Origin of the sequence: Sphingobacterium sp. MYb382, from assembly GCF_037572665.1 — a bacterium.
In the GTDB taxonomy this organism is placed as follows: Bacteria; Bacteroidota; Bacteroidia; order Sphingobacteriales; family Sphingobacteriaceae; genus Sphingobacterium.
In genome coordinates this window covers 339,086-355,207 of the sequence record NZ_JBBGZT010000028.1, presented here as the reverse complement: position 1 = coordinate 355,207, position 16,122 = coordinate 339,086, and the positions used below count along the sequence as shown (strand labels likewise).

Annotated in this window: 13 protein-coding genes and 1 tRNA gene; 4 read left to right on the top strand and 10 right to left on the bottom strand. The window is 41.9% G+C overall.

Annotation, left to right across the window (positions count from 1 at the left end; translation table 11 throughout):
* Positions 1 to 194: 194 nt before the first annotated feature.
* Together WH223_RS15995 and WH223_RS15990 are read right to left on the bottom strand one after the other, a co-directional pair.
* Positions 195 to 560, bottom strand: a complete 366-nt coding sequence (locus WH223_RS15995) for an ISAon1 family transposase N-terminal region protein (protein ID WP_340047443.1) — start codon at positions 558 to 560, stop codon at positions 195 to 197.
* A 164-nt stretch (positions 561 to 724) separates the two neighbouring features.
* A tRNA-Thr gene (locus WH223_RS15990) sits at positions 725 to 797 on the bottom strand.
* 300 nt (positions 798 to 1,097) lie between these two features.
* On the opposite strand from WH223_RS15990, the gene clpB reads away from it, so the two are divergent.
* The gene (gene clpB / locus WH223_RS15985; protein ID WP_340048767.1) at positions 1,098 to 3,704 is read left to right on the top strand and encodes an ATP-dependent chaperone ClpB; all 2,607 of its coding nucleotides are present in this window, start codon (positions 1,098 to 1,100) and stop codon (positions 3,702 to 3,704) included.
* Positions 3,705 to 5,009: 1,305 nt separating this feature from the next.
* Here the strand turns inward: clpB and WH223_RS15980 are convergent.
* The 3 genes from WH223_RS15980 to WH223_RS15970 form a co-directional block, all read right to left on the bottom strand.
* The gene (locus tag WH223_RS15980; RefSeq protein WP_340048766.1) at positions 5,010 to 6,071 is read right to left on the bottom strand and encodes an acyl-CoA dehydrogenase family protein; all 1,062 of its coding nucleotides are present in this window, start codon (positions 6,069 to 6,071) and stop codon (positions 5,010 to 5,012) included.
* The gene (pnuC, locus tag WH223_RS15975) at positions 6,061 to 6,687 is read right to left on the bottom strand and encodes a nicotinamide riboside transporter PnuC (protein ID WP_340048765.1); all 627 of its coding nucleotides are present in this window, start codon (positions 6,685 to 6,687) and stop codon (positions 6,061 to 6,063) included. The genes WH223_RS15980 and pnuC overlap by 11 nt, the downstream gene beginning before the upstream one ends.
* 185 nt (positions 6,688 to 6,872) lie before the next feature.
* Positions 6,873 to 8,399 carry a malate:quinone oxidoreductase gene (locus WH223_RS15970; protein WP_340048764.1) on the bottom strand — a complete coding sequence of 509 codons (1,527 nt, stop codon included), beginning with the start codon at positions 8,397 to 8,399 and terminating at the stop codon, positions 6,873 to 6,875.
* A gap of 236 nt (positions 8,400 to 8,635) precedes the next feature.
* Between WH223_RS15970 and fabG the strand changes: the two genes are divergently transcribed.
* Both fabG and WH223_RS15960 read left to right on the top strand, forming a co-directional pair.
* Positions 8,636 to 9,379 carry a 3-oxoacyl-[acyl-carrier-protein] reductase gene (gene fabG / locus WH223_RS15965; RefSeq protein WP_340048763.1) on the top strand — a complete coding sequence of 248 codons (744 nt, stop codon included), beginning with the start codon at positions 8,636 to 8,638 and terminating at the stop codon, positions 9,377 to 9,379.
* A gap of 103 nt (positions 9,380 to 9,482) precedes the next feature.
* Positions 9,483 to 10,457 carry an acyl transferase gene (locus tag WH223_RS15960; protein ID WP_340048762.1) on the top strand — a complete coding sequence of 325 codons (975 nt, stop codon included), beginning with the start codon at positions 9,483 to 9,485 and terminating at the stop codon, positions 10,455 to 10,457.
* Between the two features lie 47 nt (positions 10,458 to 10,504).
* Here WH223_RS15960 and WH223_RS15955 read toward each other — a convergent pair whose 3' ends face one another.
* The 4 genes from WH223_RS15955 to ypfJ form a co-directional block, all read right to left on the bottom strand.
* Positions 10,505 to 11,197 carry a CPBP family intramembrane glutamic endopeptidase gene (locus tag WH223_RS15955; protein ID WP_340048761.1) on the bottom strand — a complete coding sequence of 231 codons (693 nt, stop codon included), beginning with the start codon at positions 11,195 to 11,197 and terminating at the stop codon, positions 10,505 to 10,507.
* A 79-nt stretch (positions 11,198 to 11,276) separates the two neighbouring features.
* On the bottom strand, positions 11,277 to 11,858 hold the full coding sequence (locus WH223_RS15950) for a Crp/Fnr family transcriptional regulator (RefSeq protein ID WP_340048760.1): 582 nt from the start codon (positions 11,856 to 11,858) through the stop codon (positions 11,277 to 11,279).
* 52 nt (positions 11,859 to 11,910) lie between these two features.
* Positions 11,911 to 12,381 carry a glycosyl-4,4'-diaponeurosporenoate acyltransferase CrtO family protein gene (locus WH223_RS15945; protein ID WP_340048759.1) on the bottom strand — a complete coding sequence of 157 codons (471 nt, stop codon included), beginning with the start codon at positions 12,379 to 12,381 and terminating at the stop codon, positions 11,911 to 11,913.
* Between the two features lie 101 nt (positions 12,382 to 12,482).
* Positions 12,483 to 13,352 (bottom strand): KPN_02809 family neutral zinc metallopeptidase, encoded by an 870-nt coding sequence (ypfJ, locus tag WH223_RS15940; protein WP_340048758.1) that lies wholly within the window; start codon positions 13,350 to 13,352, stop codon positions 12,483 to 12,485.
* 108 nt (positions 13,353 to 13,460) lie between these two features.
* On the opposite strand from ypfJ, the gene WH223_RS15935 reads away from it, so the two are divergent.
* Positions 13,461 to 14,039 (top strand): PhnA domain-containing protein, encoded by a 579-nt coding sequence (locus tag WH223_RS15935; protein ID WP_340048757.1) that lies wholly within the window; start codon positions 13,461 to 13,463, stop codon positions 14,037 to 14,039.
* Between the two features lie 73 nt (positions 14,040 to 14,112).
* On the opposite strand, the gene WH223_RS15930 is transcribed toward WH223_RS15935, so the two are convergent.
* Positions 14,113 to 15,906 (bottom strand): DUF4091 domain-containing protein, encoded by a 1,794-nt coding sequence (locus WH223_RS15930; protein ID WP_340048756.1) that lies wholly within the window; start codon positions 15,904 to 15,906, stop codon positions 14,113 to 14,115.
* Between the last annotated feature and the right edge of the window lie 216 nt (positions 15,907 to 16,122).

Sequence of the window (16,122 nt, the reverse complement as noted above, 5' to 3'; positions counted from 1 at the left end):
CTACTGTATAAAGCTCGCCTAGGGATAGACTAGTCTCATCAATTGATAGATTAGGACCTATGTTTTCTGGAAATATTAATCCGTGTTTCCCATCAACCTCATCAGACCACTTACGAAATCCACTCAGTGAATCACGATAGTAACGTTGTAGCTTTCTGCCTTTTACACCATAAAATGAAGCTATAGTCTGTAGGCTATGTGCTTGGGTATCGGCTGATTGCTTTTAAAAAAGCGGCGAAATCACTTGTGATACGCGTTCCTTTAGCTACAGTCTCCCAATTTCGATGAACAGATTGATTTGTGTCTGTATTAAGCCACCTACGTCGCTTAATATTTAAATAAACATCGAGTCCACGAATGGGAAAATCTTGTATTTCAATAGGATCGTAGAAACCTTTAGAAAGTAATTTAGCGGAAGAATATTCCTCAGGAGTAACGTTGCGTTCAACTAGAAAGATATCTAAACGATTATCTGTTTTAGCGAAGTGGCTTAATTCAAAATATTCATTGACACCTTCGGGAATGATAAGTGGCATTAAGGCGTTAAAGGATTCGTGCATCTAATTAAAAATTCGTCCCGCGAATATCAATATTTTTTTCGACTCCCCAACTTTTGAACCTGAGCCACTTTCTGCACTTCCCCCATTACAGATCAAGTTAAATTATTTGGATGGGGCAAGGTTTAACAAAAAAAGCTACTTCGGTATGAAGTAGCTTTTCTTTGAGCCTCCTATCGGAATCGAACCAATGACCTACTGATTACAAGTCAGTTGCTCTACCAGCTGAGCTAAGGAGGCGTCAGCATTTCTGTTTTGCTGATGCAAAGATGAGAATATGTCTCCTATTTCGCAAGTCTTAGACACACTTTTTTTAAGGCGAAATAATAATCCCTTGAAAATCAAATTAAAAAAATGTAAATTTAATAGTTACGTCTGCTGTTTTTTCCGATACATCGCCCCCGAAAGCACCGTAAAGCGCCATTTTGTCGTTTTAAAACAAAATCAAGCGTCAAATTTTCCGATTTAAATACTAAAAATCAAAAGGGTATTTTAATTGTTAATCCTATAGTGTAAACATGATAAATAAGAACATAAGATATGAATTTTAACAACTATACGATTAAAGCACAAGAGGCTTTGCAAAAAGCTTCGGAAATAGCGGTTGGAAATCAACAACAGGCTATTGAACCAGCCCATATATTAAAAGCATTATTAAGCAGCGATGATAACATCGTGAACCACCTATTGAAGAAAGTAAATGCAAACGTATCCTTCATACAGTCGGAAAACGATAAGCTCCTGCAAAGCCTACCCAAAGTAAGCGGCAGTCAGGTATATCTGAGCAACCATACGACAACCGACCTGCAGAAAGCACAGTCCTACCTAAAAGAATTTAAGGACGAATTTGTGTCTGTAGAGCATGTCCTATTAGGCCTATTGGCGAGCAATGATGCTACAGCACAGCTTCTGAAAGACCAAGGTGTTAGTGAGAAAGACCTAAAACTAGCTATTAAAGAGCTACGCGGTAATAATCGGGTGACCGATCAAAATGCAGAAGCTACTTACAATGCTTTAGGAAAGTATGCACGCAACCTCAATGAATTTGCCGAATCAGGCAAGCTTGACCCGGTGATTGGTCGTGATGATGAGATACGCCGTGTGATGCAGATTTTATCGCGCCGTACCAAGAACAATCCAATTTTGGTGGGTGAGCCAGGTGTTGGTAAGACGGCTATTGCCGAAGGTATAGCACACCGTATTATCAAGGGTGATGTACCAGAAAACTTAAAGCAAAAGACCGTTTTCTCTTTAGATATGGGAGCCCTTATTGCGGGAGCAAAGTTTAAAGGGGAGTTTGAGGAACGTTTAAAAGCTGTCGTGAAAGAAGTAGCGGACAGCGATGGCGAGATTATCCTCTTTATCGATGAGATCCACACCTTAGTTGGTGCAGGTGGTGGTGAGGGTGCTATGGATGCCGCAAATATCCTAAAGCCTGCCCTAGCCCGTGGTGAACTGCGTGCTATCGGAGCAACAACTCTCAATGAGTACCAAAAGTATTTTGAGAAAGACAAAGCATTGGAGCGTCGTTTCCAGATGGTATTGGTCGAAGAACCCGATACACAAGATGCGATTTCTATCCTACGCGGACTAAAAGAACGCTACGAGACACACCATAAGGTGCGTATCCTAGATGAGTCCATCATTGCTGCTGTAGAGCTATCTCAACGCTATATTACGGATCGTTTCTTACCGGATAAAGCGATTGACTTAATTGATGAGGCGGCTTCAAAACTACGTCTAGAGATGGATTCTGTGCCAGAATCGGTAGATGAACTTGACCGCCGTATTATGCAGCTGGAAATTGAACGCGAAGCGATCAAGCGAGAGAATGATGATAAGAAAGTAAAAGAGCTTTCCGAAACTATCGCCAACTTATCTAGTGAGCGAGATAGCCTTAAAGCGGCATGGCAAGAAGAGAAATCTTTGGTGGACCGTGTCAATCAAGAGGTGCAAAATATAGAAAACTACAAGCTAGAAGCCGAGCAAGCAGAGCGTGCTGGTGACTATGGCAAGGTAGCGGAATTACGTTACGGAAAGATTAAAGAAGCGCAAGATCACGCCGAAAAGCTGAAAGTTGAATTAACAGAAAAGCAGTCTAGCAGCCGCATGCTGAAAGAGGAAGTTACCTCTGATGATATTGCCGATGTGGTATCCAAATGGACAGGTATTCCTGTCAATAAAATGGTACAATCGGAGCGTGAGAAGCTCTTATCGTTAGAAAGAGAACTACACAAGCGTGTCGCAGGTCAGGATGAAGCCATTGAGGCCATATCCGATGCTATCCGCCGTTCGCGTGCTGGATTAAGCGATGCTAAGCGCCCTATTGGATCCTTCATCTTCCTCGGTACAACGGGGGTTGGTAAGACCGAGCTTGCGAAAGCATTGGCAGAATACCTATTCGACGATGAGCAATCCATGGTACGTATCGACATGTCGGAATACCAAGAGCGCCACGCGGTATCTCGTCTAATTGGAGCGCCTCCAGGCTACGTGGGTTACGATGAAGGTGGACAGCTGACCGAAGCTGTACGTCGTAGACCATACTCGGTAGTATTGCTGGATGAGATTGAAAAAGCGCATCCTGACGTGTTCAACATCCTATTGCAGGTGCTTGATGATGGCCACTTGACAGACAATAAAGGTCGTGTGGTAAACTTTAAAAACAGTATCATCATCATGACCTCGAATACAGGATCACACCTTATTCAGGAAAACTTTACCGACCTCACTGAGGATAACCGCGATGAAGTGATAGCACGCACAAAGGATGAGGTTTTTGGATTATTGCAAAAATCAATACGCCCTGAGTTCCTTAACCGGATTGATGAGGTAATCATGTTTACCCCACTGAGCCGCAATGAGATTGGATCGATTGTAGAAATGCAATTCCATAAGCTACAAGCACAATTGGCGGAGCAGAATATCCATATCGATGCAAGCAAAGAGGCTTTAGATTGGTTAGCGCAATTAGGCTACGACCCGATTTATGGAGCTCGTCCGTTGAAACGTGTAATTCAAAAACGCATCCTCAACGAGCTATCTAAAGAGATCCTTGCAGGCAAGGTGACCAGCGATGCCAACATTCGTTTGGATGTATTCGACGGACAGTTTGTATTCTTAAATAAAGACAAGCTAGAAGCATAAAATTTAGATTCTCATAAGAAAAAAACCTGCTATGAAGCGTTATGCTTCATAGCAGGTTTTTTAATTTATGTTAGATGCATCTTCAACAAAAAGACGCTAATCAGCGTTGCAAACGCTATTTCCTAACATCCTCGTTGCAAACGAGGACGATAATAGTGCAGATTAAACTTTCATAATGATGCTTCGACAGGCTCAGCATGACAATTTGGTATGGGCTCTACATTTAATAGAAACCAATAAATGAAAACCGACAGAAAGTCAAAAGAAGGCCTAGGCATTTGCTGCGTAAATCGTAGCGCAGTAACTTCCGCAAGAAGAAAACTCTGTCTGAGCGGAGCGAGTTTAGTTTTGTTCCGGAATTTTCAAGTGAAGATAGCTGCATATGCCAGCCTTGATTTTTGCAAAACTTTTCATCAAGGAAAAGTTTGAAGCCAAGTCCTGGCTAAGGACACGCACTCCCTTAACAAAAAGACTACATTCAGTGTTGCAAACGCTATTCCCTAGCATCCTCGTTGCAAACGAGGACAATTGACGATAATAATATACGACCCCGCCGGGGTCGACCTTTCTCTTGATTATGCTTAGCTATAAATATGTCAATCCTCCGGATTGAACCCTTCCCCCTTACCTAAATAATAATCAACACATGTAAATCATTACCCCAGAGGGGTAACATCTTTATAGAAAATAGATGGTTTATAAAACTGACCCCAGCGGGGTCGTATAAACAGAAATGTAAAGGTATATTTCCAATCGATGCTTCGACAGGCTCAGCCTGACAGTTTAGATAGATAGCTGCAAAACAAAAAGATTTGCTTTGCTAAGAAGAAGGCCTAGGCATCTGCTGTGTAAATCGTAGCGCAGTAAATTCCGCAAGAAGAAAACTCTGTCTGAGCGTAGCGAGTTTAGTTTTGTTCCGGAATTTTCAAGTGAAGATAGCTGCATATGCCAGCCTTGATTTTTGCCAAACTTTTCATCAAGGAAAAGTTTGAAGCCAAGTCCTGGCTAAGGACACGCACTTCCTTATCAAAAAGACTACATTCAGTGTTGCAAACGCTATTCCCAGCATCCTCGTTGCAAACGAAGATGATTGACGATAATAATATACGACCCCACCGGGGTCGACCTTTCTCTTGATTATGCTTAGCTATAAATATATCAATCCTCCGGATTGAACCCTTTAACACCCCTTACCTAAATAATAATCAACACATGTAAATCATTACCCCAGAGAAAAAAAAGCTCCTAATCAGCGTTGCAAAGGCTATTCCCTAACATCCTCGTTGCACAAGAAAATCCTACTCCCTAATTCCCTAACAACGCATGCTGTGTAGCCGTAAATATATTACGAAAAACACGATTAATCTCACTATCACGCTGCGCACCCGTGATGCCCGTATTCGGAAACAAGCGACTACACTCCTCCCGGATAAAAGCAACCAACTCTTTACCTTGCTGATGCAACAAATCCACACCTTCCTCATCCGGCAAATCCCCTGACCAGCTACGATCTATAAAATCGCTGATAACCTTACGCTTCACCTCAAACACCTGCGTTATGGCATCCAGCTGTTGAAACAAAGACTTGCCTTTTGTGTCGTGCCATGCCTTATCGTTAGACTTCAGCAGAAGCTGCTTCTCGTAGAGCTGTATAAACTTACGGAACATACCAATGTAGTTTGCCGCCAAAGTACATATTGCGAAAGCATAAAAAGGATAATGAAAAATCGGCTCTTCCGAAGTTCTTTGATCGGGTATGAGGTCGAAAGCCTGCTCGGCATCCACGTAAACACCATCTACAGAAAAGCTGTGGCTAGCGGTTACTTCCAAGCCAAAAGTATCCCAATCATAATGCACCAACACCTGATCGCGATGTACAAAAAAAGAATGGTACACCTGCTCTCCAGCATCATTAAATACAGGGCTATCCCCTTCATACAGCCAAGCATTCAGCGTGAAGTGCGTCAAGTGAGGCGCTCCAGTAGCATACTTCCAGAAGCCCGTCAGCAGATAGCCACCCTCCGTTTTCACCGCTTTACCGTCAGGCTTACCACTACCGCCCCAACATACATCAGGCTTAGAAAAAATAGATTCCGCGAGAGCGGGATTAATAAATCCAGCAAACATATTAGCGCCCGAACACAACGTTACCGTCCAGCCCAGCCCACCATCTTCATAGGCTAGTTCTTCAAGTAAGGCACAACCTTCAGGAAGACCATAACCCAATCCACCATAAGCTTTTGGAACCCACAAATTAAACCATTTATACGTATAAATTAAGTTCAAAAGTTCAGGTGTCAGGCGTTTGGCTTGTATTGCCGCAGGCATCTGATCTTTTATAAAAGAGGTAACCGAATCAGTCAACATACACATTATCTTTAGATTTTTTCATGATACCCTTCCATTCAAAATAGCCGAAAATAGCAACAATAAACAAGAAGATTGTCAATAAAGCAAATAGGAATAATCCCTTATGAAAGAGCAAAGGAATAGCAACAATATTACTGATATTTAGCAATATCCAGTTCTCGAGCTTACGCTTTGCTAAAAGCCACATCCCGGCCCAAGCGGTGCTCGTTACAAAAGCATCCAAGATAGGCACATCGGAATCTGTGAAGAAACGTAAGATGAAATACAACAGACCATAGCCTAAGACTACAATAGCAATGGTCGTGCGCCACTCCTGCTTGGTGCTCGCCGTGATCTCTACAGGCACCTTCTGCATTTTGCCCCGCCAATACCAAAGACCATAGAAGCTCATCACCAGATAATAGGTGTTTAGCAAGATCTCCGCATAGAGCTTAGCAGAATATAAAACAGAAATAGTAAGGAGAATCGATAGTATCCCGAAGAAGTAATTGGACACTTTATTTTTCTTGGACAGCAGCACCTGGGTAATCCCCATGAGTACGGCGAAACGTTCTATCCAAGAAGTTTGTAGCAGCCCTTGCTGCAATTGATCGACGAATTCGTTGATTTGCATAAATAAGTGAGTATAGGGTATACGCACTTACGGAATATGGCTAAAAAGAAAGAAAATAATATCCCTACGCCAGCATTACCTGGATCAGGTCTCTCCCGTTTCTAGAACGAGATTGGGTATATTCTCAGCCCTTAACGTCCGGCTACAAGAGCCGGACGAAAGCACCCCATAAGTATTTTAATATATTAAGATAATTTCAATGCTGCTGCCGAGCGACGACGTACTTCCGTACAAAGCGTCTCATCATCATTCAACTGCTGACCCCACGAAGGAATCATTTCGCGTAATTTCTTGCGGTAATCATCCGATTGAGCACGCTCAGGGAAACAACGTTTCAAGAGGTTAATCATAATCGCTACCGACGTAGAAGCACCTGGTGAGGCACCCAATAAAGCAGCAATAGAACCATCAGCGCTCGCTACAACTTCCGTTCCGAACTCTAGGATACCACCATGCTTAGGATCTTTCTTAATCACCTGTACACGCTGACCAGCCACTTCAATCTTCCAATCTTCCATCTTCGCCTCTGGCATAAACTGCTTCAAAGCATTCAACTTATCCGTAGGACTTTTCATAACTTCCGTAATCAAATACTTCGTTAAATCCATATTGTCTAAGCCTGCTGAAATCATCGGACGAATGTTCGACAATTTGATGGATGCTGGTAAATCAAAGTAAGAACCTTTCTTCAAGAATTTCGTAGAGAATCCAGCGTATGGACCGAAAAGTAAAGCCTGTTTACCATCGATATAGCGTGTATCCAAGTGCGGTACCGACATCGGTGGTGCGCCTACGGAAGCTTTACCATATACTTTTGCATTGTGCTGCTTGATAATCTCTTCGTTGGTACAACGTAACCATTGACCACCAACAGGGAAACCACCATAACCTTTAGCTTCAGGAATGCCAGATTTTTCTAATAACAGTAAAGAACGACCGCCAGCACCAATAAACACAAAGCGTGCTTTAATCTCGCGCTTCTCACCTGTCTCCAGGTCTTTAACACGCACAGACCAGCGACCATCAGCCTCTCGGTCAATACCTTTAACCTCGTGACTCAAGGAAAGCTTCACATTATCTTTCTCCTGCAAGTGCGCAATCAGATCGCGGGTTAAGGAACCGAAGTTCACATCCGTTCCAATCTCCATGCGCGTTGCCGCCATTGGCTCTTGGGCATCACGCCCGTGAGTCATCAAAGGAACCCAGTCTGCTAATACCTTTTTATCTTCGGTATAAACCATCCCCTTGAATAGATTTTCTTTTTCTAAAGCCTCAAAACGTGTACGCAAGAAGTTCACATCCTTTTCACCGAATACAGCACTCATATGCGGCACCTGACGGATGAAATCGGAAGGATTCTTTAAAATTCCTTGCTCCACTAAATGGCTCCAAAACTGTTTAGAAATTTCAAACTGCTCGGCGATATTAACCGCTTTATCAGTTTTGACGCTGCCATCCGGCTGCTGGGGAGTATAATTGAGCTCGCACAAGGCTGAGTGACCTGTACCGGCGTTGTTCCAAGCGTCGGAACTTTCGGCGGCCACGACATCGAGGCGTTCAACAATTTCAATATTTATATCCGGACTCAACTCGTTGATTAACGTACCTAACGTCGCACTCATAATCCCCGCACCAATTAGGACAACATCAACTTCAGATTTTTTCGTTTTTTTACCCATGGTCTTAAAATTCGATACAAAATTAACATTCATATCTATTTTAATCGCATCATTATGTCAAAATTCTTTCATTAATGCTGTGATTTTTTCAACATTTTGACTTTTTCGGTAAAATGCAATTATAAACTGGCCTCCCTGAATAAGTGAAGCTCTTGATTAATCACAAATTAAATTGTGATTGTAATGAATATTTAACATTTTTGTGGTTTGGATTTGTCACGATATAAAGACCCATCCATAGATCAAGCTAGAATAATAAAACACAACATATGAAATTATTAGCAGGCAAGACGGCCCTTGTTACCGGAGCTTCAAAAGGAATCGGTAGAAAAATTGCAGAAGTTTTTGCACAACATGGTGCCAACGTCGCCTTTACCTATTTGTCCTCTGTAGAGAAAGGACAAGCTTTAGAACAAGAGCTTCAAGCTTTCGGAACGAAAGTTAAAGGTTTCCGTTCGGATGCTTCTCAATTTGTTGAAGCAGAGAAATTAGTAGATGATATAGTTGCTGAATTTGGCACGATTGATATCGTAGTGAACAATGCTGGTATCACTAAGGATGGTCTTTTGATGCGTATGACGGAAGAAAACTGGGACGATGTAATCAACATCAACTTGAAATCTATCTTCAACTTGACAAAAGCAGCTTCAAAAATTATGATGAAAAACCGTAAAGGATCTTTCATCAACATGAGCTCTGTTGTAGGTGTACAAGGAAATGCGGGGCAAGCAAACTATGCTGCTTCTAAAGCAGGTATCATTGGTTTCTCGAAATCTATCGCTAGAGAATTAGGTTCCCGTAATATCCGTACTAACGTAGTAGCTCCAGGATTTATCCGCACGGAGATGACGGAAGTATTAGACCCTAAGGTGGTTGCAGGTTGGGAAGCAAACATCCCAATGAAACGTGCAGGACAGCCTGAAGAAATTGCTAATGCATGTTTATTCTTAGCTTCCGATTTATCAAGTTATGTAAACGGACAAGTATTGCCAGTTGACGGCGGTATGTTATAAGCCGTAAAACAGCTATAAAAAAATAAAATAGGAGCTTATGGTGACTTAAAACCTATAAGCTCCTATTTTTTTGCCTTATCTTTGTGGCAAAGTAATTCCGAATATGTTCAATAGCATCTTTTCTATCGATAACGAACAAAGCTTTAACGAAGCTTGTCTTGCTGTTTTTGATTTTCAATACCGCCACAATGCGATTTATCAAAAATATGTAGACTACCTCGGTAAGTCGACAACGGCTATTCAGCACTATACGGAGATTCCCTTCCTACCTATTGAGTTTTTCAAAAGCCAAACTATCGTTTCTACAGACAAGGAGCCACAAATCGTGTTTTCCAGCTCGGGTACCACAGGTATGCAAACCAGCAAGCACTATGTAGCCGACCTCTCCTACTACGAACAGAGCTTCAGACAGTGTTTTGAGGCGTTCTACAGCGACCCTAAAGACATGGTGATATTAGCACTCCTACCCAACTATTTGGAACGTGAAGGCTCTTCCTTGATTTACATGGTCGACGACCTACTTCAACAAAGCGCACAGCCCGAATCAGGTTACTTCTTATACAACCATGAGGAGCTTTTTCAAACGTTGCAAAAGCTAAAGGCTGAAAACAAGAAAACGCTACTTATTGGTGTTACTTATGCTTTACTAGACTTCTGCGAAAACTATAAGGTAGACTTCCCAGAGTTGATGGTAATGGAAACTGGCGGCATGAAAGGCAAGCGTAAAGAGATGATTCGAGAGGAGCTTCATAGCATCTTAACGGCTGGCTTTGGCGTTACTAAAATACATTCAGAATATGGTATGACAGAGTTGCTTTCCCAAGGGTACTCCTACGGTGATGGGCTCTTTGCGACACCTGCATGGATGAAAATCCTTATTCGCGACACCAACGACCCACTGACGCTAATCGACCAACATAAAACTGGCGCTATCAACGTGATAGACCTCGCAAACTACTACTCTTGTTCATTTATTGCTACGCAAGATTTAGGCCGTATGCATACCAATCGCCAATTTGAGATCTTAGGCCGATTCGACAATAGCGATATCCGTGGATGCAACCTATTGGTTCAATAGCGAAGTCACCTATACGGCAAGAAACTACTAAATTTATGCTATTTGGTTTAGCCCAGAGTCTGTTGTACGTTCTGATTTAACTGTCTTTTTCTAATAACGAGCGACAGCACCCAGACAGTCAATAAAAAAATCAATATGGCGACCTTAACTAAATTCAACTCAACAAAAAAATTGTTTAGCGCATGAAAGGCGGCGACAGCTATTAGGGAATGCGTACGATCGGCCACCTTTCCTATCCCCCAAGCACCAAGGATTAAAATACCAAAGAACAGTAGGTTTGACGTCGTCATATCGAAGTTTAGATGCCACACAAACCATAAAGTTGCAACAATTACGCAATTTATAAAAGTTGGCAAAGTGTTAAGCTCTTGTTTCAAGAAGCCTCGCCAACCGATTTCTTCCAAAAGACTATACACCAAAATGGAGATTACCGCTAAATATGAAATAGTTCCTTTCGTAAAATATTCAATCGTCAAAATTAAAACGATGGGCAATAACCAATATAAAATAAAGGGAGTAAGCAAGTTTTTATAATTACCTTTTAGGCTCATGAGAGGCTTCAACTTGAAGATAGAAAAAACAACTAAAGCCCCTATAGCAGGGCCTACTCCTTGTAAAATCACTTTCAGAAAACTAAATGAAAAGCCATCTAGCAATGCTGTTTTATTTGTTAAATAGCGAAATACCAAAGCAATGCTATAAAAAGTAAAGATGGCGAGATAGTTGATTTTAGTTTTCATTTGCTAACCGTTTGAATGACCATCCAAAAGTAAGGAGATGCATTAACTAAAAAATTGACGATGGGTAAGAAATAAAAAATTAGACAATCTTTTTTCTAATTCTACTTAAACTTTCCGCAGTTATGCCCAGGTAAGAGCATATAATTTTCAAGGAAGTCCTTTGAAAAACCTCAGGTCGCTCTTTTATCAATTTCAGATAACGCTCTGTCGGTGAAAGCGTCAAGAGATTTATCTGTTCATATTGTTTACGAATAAACATCGCGTCAGAAATAGCTTTCCCAATAAATAGACCTGTAGATGATCTAGCATATAATTCATGTAAGGCCTGATGTGATATCGACCAAACGACAGAGTCTTCTAAGGCTTGTGTTTTGATGGCTGTTGGTGCTTGTGTTAAAAAAGATAAGTAATCACTGAACAGCTGATTTTCATAGTACAAATTGATACAAACCTCTTTATCAGCTACGCCGACAAAATGTGCCGTAGAACCTACCATCAGGATGTTTATATATTTCTCGGTTTTATGGTAATCCTTTACTATTTCATTTTTAGCAAAAGCACGTACCTGCACATAACTGGCAAATGCAGTCCATAGACTAATATCAGCCTTATAAAAAGGATCAAATATTTCTTTTATTTTCTGCGGTGTAGGTTGTTCCATAAACAATAAATTGTCGGCACAGTCTACTCAAATTTTTCATTTGAGTAATCTATTAGGCTAAAATTCCTTTTTGTAAAAACTGATCGACACGTCTTTTATTTTGCTGCTGCAAGAGCGATGGATAGAGGTTCATCAACATATTGACCACCATAATCGCCAGCGCAAAAAGAAACTCCCCTTGCACAAGTCGATATGCGACAAAAAAGCTAGCGAAAATAAAGGCGATTACATGATTAATATCCGCTTTGGTCATCTCTTCTCGCAGGCGTAGTAAATCTTCTTTCGTTATCTTGCGGCTCAGCTTCAGGTTAGGATTAAAAAACTTAAAGAATGTATTCTTTACAATCCATTTAAACGGCCCCAATCCTATCCACGTGTTTACATGCTCATTGCTAATAAAATTCAACTGAGACAGTTTCCCCTTGTAGATATTGGTATTCTTCAACATGGCTTGAAAAAGAATCCCCACCATCCAAGACATAAAGGCAATAGAAATACTAAAGCTAAGGTATTTGACAATCATATTTGGTGTAGTAGCACTGTATTTTACGGCGCAAAAATAATTATTTAACGCTATAAAAAAGCCCTTAAAATTTGATAAAACAGGTGAAAAAAGCGATTAACTTATTTCAAACTTGGATCGTCAAACGTGTTGCCTGCTTGTAAGTTTCCTGTGTCGTAGCCTTTCTTAAACCAGTACATCCTTTGTTGTGATGTGCCATGCGTAAATGACTCCGGATTCGTCTTACCGTAAGCTTGCTCCTGCAAGTGGTCATCACCTACAGCTGCGGCAGCCCGCATACCATCGACGATATCGTCATAGGTTAACTCGATATCACTATATTTTTTAAGATGATGTGCCCAAACACCAGCATAGAAATCAGCCTGCAATTCGGTCATCACCGATATTTTATTGTACTGCTTCTCACTCATCTTAGCGCGTAAAGCATTCGTTTCGCTAAGTACCCCCAAAAGATTTTGAATATGGTGGCCTACCTCATGCGCAATCACATAGGCCAAGGCAAACTCTCCCTTAGCACCATAGCGTTCCTGCAATTCTTTATTGAAGCTTAAATCGAGGTATATCTTTTGATCACCAGGGCAATAGAAAGGTCCGAACTGAGATTTCCCAACACCGCAGCCTGCCGTTTCTGTAGCTCCATTGTAAAGCACAAGTGCTGGAATAGGATATTTCTTTCCATTATCCTTAAAAATTGCCGTCCACACCTCTTCCGTACTCTTAATTACCACATCGGCATAATCCACTAGCTTATCCTCTTCAGGGCTAGACGCATACGTTCCTTGCTCATTGGTGGGAGTACCAATGCCAGACTCTTGTACCTGCTGCAGAAGCTGCGCAGGATCACCGCCTAGTAAAAAACTAATTAGCAGCACCACTATGCCACCGATACCGCCGAGGGTTAGCTTTTGACCACCACTCATGCCGCGTCTATCTTCGATATTACCGCCTCTGCGTGCTCCTTGCCATTTCATATGCTTTTTTTTCTCAATATTACAATATTTATCGGAATAATCAACACAAAGCGCTAAAATCGCCTTCCTCGTTAATTTTTCGTATCTTAGAGCTTTACATTGAATAACATGTCTTTAGAATCTCAATTATTAGAAAGAAGCAACCAAGTGTGTGAGTTGTGTACTGGAGCCGGTAGCTTATCGGTATATGCGGTTCCGCCAGCAGATCAGGCGACAGCCGATTTAGCCATTATTTTATGTCAGACCTGCTTGGATCAAGTGGAAAAAAGAGAACAACTTGATGCCAACCACTGGAAGGTATTGTCGGACACGATGTGGTCGACTACCCCAGCAGTTCAGGTTGTTGCATGGCGTATGTTAAGCCGTTTGAGAAACGAAGCTTGGGCTGCGGACAACTTAGATATCCTTTACTTAAGTGATGAGGATTTAGAATGGGCTAAAAAAACTGGCGACCACGAGTCGGAAGGAACAGTTGAATTCCACCAAGATAGCAATGGTACTCGCCTTTTGGAAGGTGATACCGTAGTTCTTATCAAAACACTAGATGTAAAAGGTTCTTCTATATCTGCGAAATTAGGAACTGTTGTGAAGAACATCCATTTAGTGCATGACAATGTCGAACAAATAGAAGGAAAAGTAGATGGACAAACCATCGTTATCTTAACTAAATATTTACGTAAAGGATAATAACCTAAACCGTATCAGCAATAATAAAGGCTACCTCTCGAGGTAGCCTTTATACATATAACGCCTTTGCATGCTATTTATTTCTCTGCCCTTGTGTGACAGAAAGTTCATTAAGCAATGCTTTCGCCTGATTCAAATCGGCATTCCATGTTGCCGTACGCTGAACGCTATTAAGCTTGCCAATAGCGTCTGTTAACCGTGCTAAGCTTTTCGTATCCTTACTTTCTAGCAACCACTTCTTCACCAGCTGTAACTTCTCATAATCCTGAATACCTTCCAATAGTCGTTCATAACGAATAGAACTACGGTTATAGGGATAAACGATATAAGTATCGCCGGCAGGCCAAGTGCGAAAGCGAGAATCCAGCAACGGGTTCTCTACCCATGAATTGTAGGCCCAACGTAGTAGGCCATCAAATCCAGCAGCTTCAGCATACCAACCTAGATAAGCAGATTCCGCAGGGTCAGAAAAGGTAAATTGATTGGGAAAAGCATCACTACAACATACATAGAAAGTCGTTGTCAATCCTCGTGCACGTCGATCGATAAGATCCTCGGCAGAAAAAGGATGTGATGCACCAATGCTGATGTCTCTACTATTTGGATAGCGCTGATACGTCTTTTGGTTATCAGCATAAGAAATCCCCAATTCAGGGGCTACTGTTGTCAGCAGTTCCAAAGCGGCATCCATCTCCTCCCGAGAGCGTTCATCAATAGCAATATTTGTTTTGTCTAGCCAACCCTTACTACGCAGATGGCGGACAAAATCCTGCAAAAAGGGAGACCATAGCTCTTGGAAAACTGCTGTACCAGGCTTTGCTACTACATCAACCAATTCACTGGAAGCGGCGTCATGGTAATGAATCTCATTATTCCAAGGAATAATCGAATAGCAATTAATCATCTTGGTAACACCCAAATCCAGCATAAACTGTACCCAACGGTCAAAAATGGTATAATCGTAAGCCCAACGTCCATCAGCTCCCTTTGTCCAGCGAATCATATCGGCATAAGGATCATAGGTCTGCACATGCCATGGATCTTTGTTCAATGTCGTGGTAATCACCTTCTGACCAGCTGCTGCCAACCGCTGCATTAAAGGCTTCATTGCCGCAAAATGGGCATCTGACCATAGCGGAATACCTTGCGCCCGTGCCACTGCTGAAGGATGCTGCCACTGATCAAGATGGAAAGTCCAATCTTTAGCCTCGGGCAATACTCGATCAATAACCTCAAGATCCAATTTCAAATCTTGTGTTGCTTGTCCTTTGCTTTTCACACGCACCAACGCCGTATACTTTCCTGCTTTAGCATCCCGTGGGATATCCACCCGTACCCATACAGGTCGCACCGTTTTCCCTTCTATAGTAAAAGTATGTAGGTTATCCAACATATCGGGAGATAGCGAAGCAGCATAATCTTCCGGCTTACGAGCACCGCAGCCACCAGAAAACTCATCGGTCATCACATAACGCACAAAACGTGCTGAAGCAATGCTTCGCGCTAAGCGTGTCCCATCGACCGCTTTAAAGTCGAAAATTTCGACATTTACATCTTCTACCGCAGCGCTTGTCCACAACAGCACTTGAGCGGCAACGACCTCTCCTTTCCATCCCCGTAGAAGCTGCCGATTGACTGGAGCCACTTGTGGAACGAGAGACTTAGCATAGCGTACATCAATAGATGCGAACGTGCTATGCAATCCTGCAGCCACCGCCGACCAGTCGGCCAAGGTATCTTTTGTCGGATCAGGCAGCTCCACAAACTGCTCCGCAACAAAGGCTTTATGTTGTGCGACAAGCGCAAATGAAGAACAGCACAAGAGAAATGCCAACACGATTGATTGTTTAGAAATATGTGGTATCATTTGATTTAGATTTAGGTAATTTCCGCCGAACTCCTTTAAGGAAAACGTGAGAAATAAAGGTTTATAACCAACAGCTTACAACACTGTAATACAAGCATAAACAAATTAGGCAAGCTACACAAACATTAAACGCATGCAACCGATTGAGTAATTTTCGACCAACAAAAAGAAAGGCCACCCTATTGGGTAGCCTTATCTTATGTATTATCGTATTTT

Excerpts from the sequence above, each read along its gene's own strand:
- WH223_RS15995 (WP_340047443.1), bottom strand. The coding sequence starts at position 560 with ATGCACGAATCCTTTAACGCCTTAATGCCACTTATCATTCCCGAAGGT.
- clpB (WP_340048767.1), top strand. The coding sequence starts at position 1,098 with ATGAATTTTAACAACTATACGATTAAAGCACAAGAGGCTTTGCAAAAA.
- WH223_RS15980 (WP_340048766.1), bottom strand. The coding sequence starts at position 6,071 with ATGTTGACTGATTCGGTTACCTCTTTTATAAAAGATCAGATGCCTGCG.
- pnuC (WP_340048765.1), bottom strand. The coding sequence starts at position 6,687 with ATGCAAATCAACGAATTCGTCGATCAATTGCAGCAAGGGCTGCTACAA.
- WH223_RS15970 (WP_340048764.1), bottom strand. The coding sequence starts at position 8,399 with ATGAATGTTAATTTTGTATCGAATTTTAAGACCATGGGTAAAAAAACG.
- fabG (WP_340048763.1), top strand. The coding sequence starts at position 8,636 with ATGAAATTATTAGCAGGCAAGACGGCCCTTGTTACCGGAGCTTCAAAA.
- WH223_RS15960 (WP_340048762.1), top strand. The coding sequence starts at position 9,483 with ATGTTCAATAGCATCTTTTCTATCGATAACGAACAAAGCTTTAACGAA.
- WH223_RS15955 (WP_340048761.1), bottom strand. The coding sequence starts at position 11,197 with ATGAAAACTAAAATCAACTATCTCGCCATCTTTACTTTTTATAGCATT.
- WH223_RS15950 (WP_340048760.1), bottom strand. The coding sequence starts at position 11,858 with ATGGAACAACCTACACCGCAGAAAATAAAAGAAATATTTGATCCTTTT.
- WH223_RS15945 (WP_340048759.1), bottom strand. The coding sequence starts at position 12,381 with ATGATTGTCAAATACCTTAGCTTTAGTATTTCTATTGCCTTTATGTCT.
- ypfJ (WP_340048758.1), bottom strand. The coding sequence starts at position 13,352 with ATGAAATGGCAAGGAGCACGCAGAGGCGGTAATATCGAAGATAGACGC.
- WH223_RS15935 (WP_340048757.1), top strand. The coding sequence starts at position 13,461 with ATGTCTTTAGAATCTCAATTATTAGAAAGAAGCAACCAAGTGTGTGAG.
- WH223_RS15930 (WP_340048756.1), bottom strand. The coding sequence starts at position 15,906 with ATGATACCACATATTTCTAAACAATCAATCGTGTTGGCATTTCTCTTG.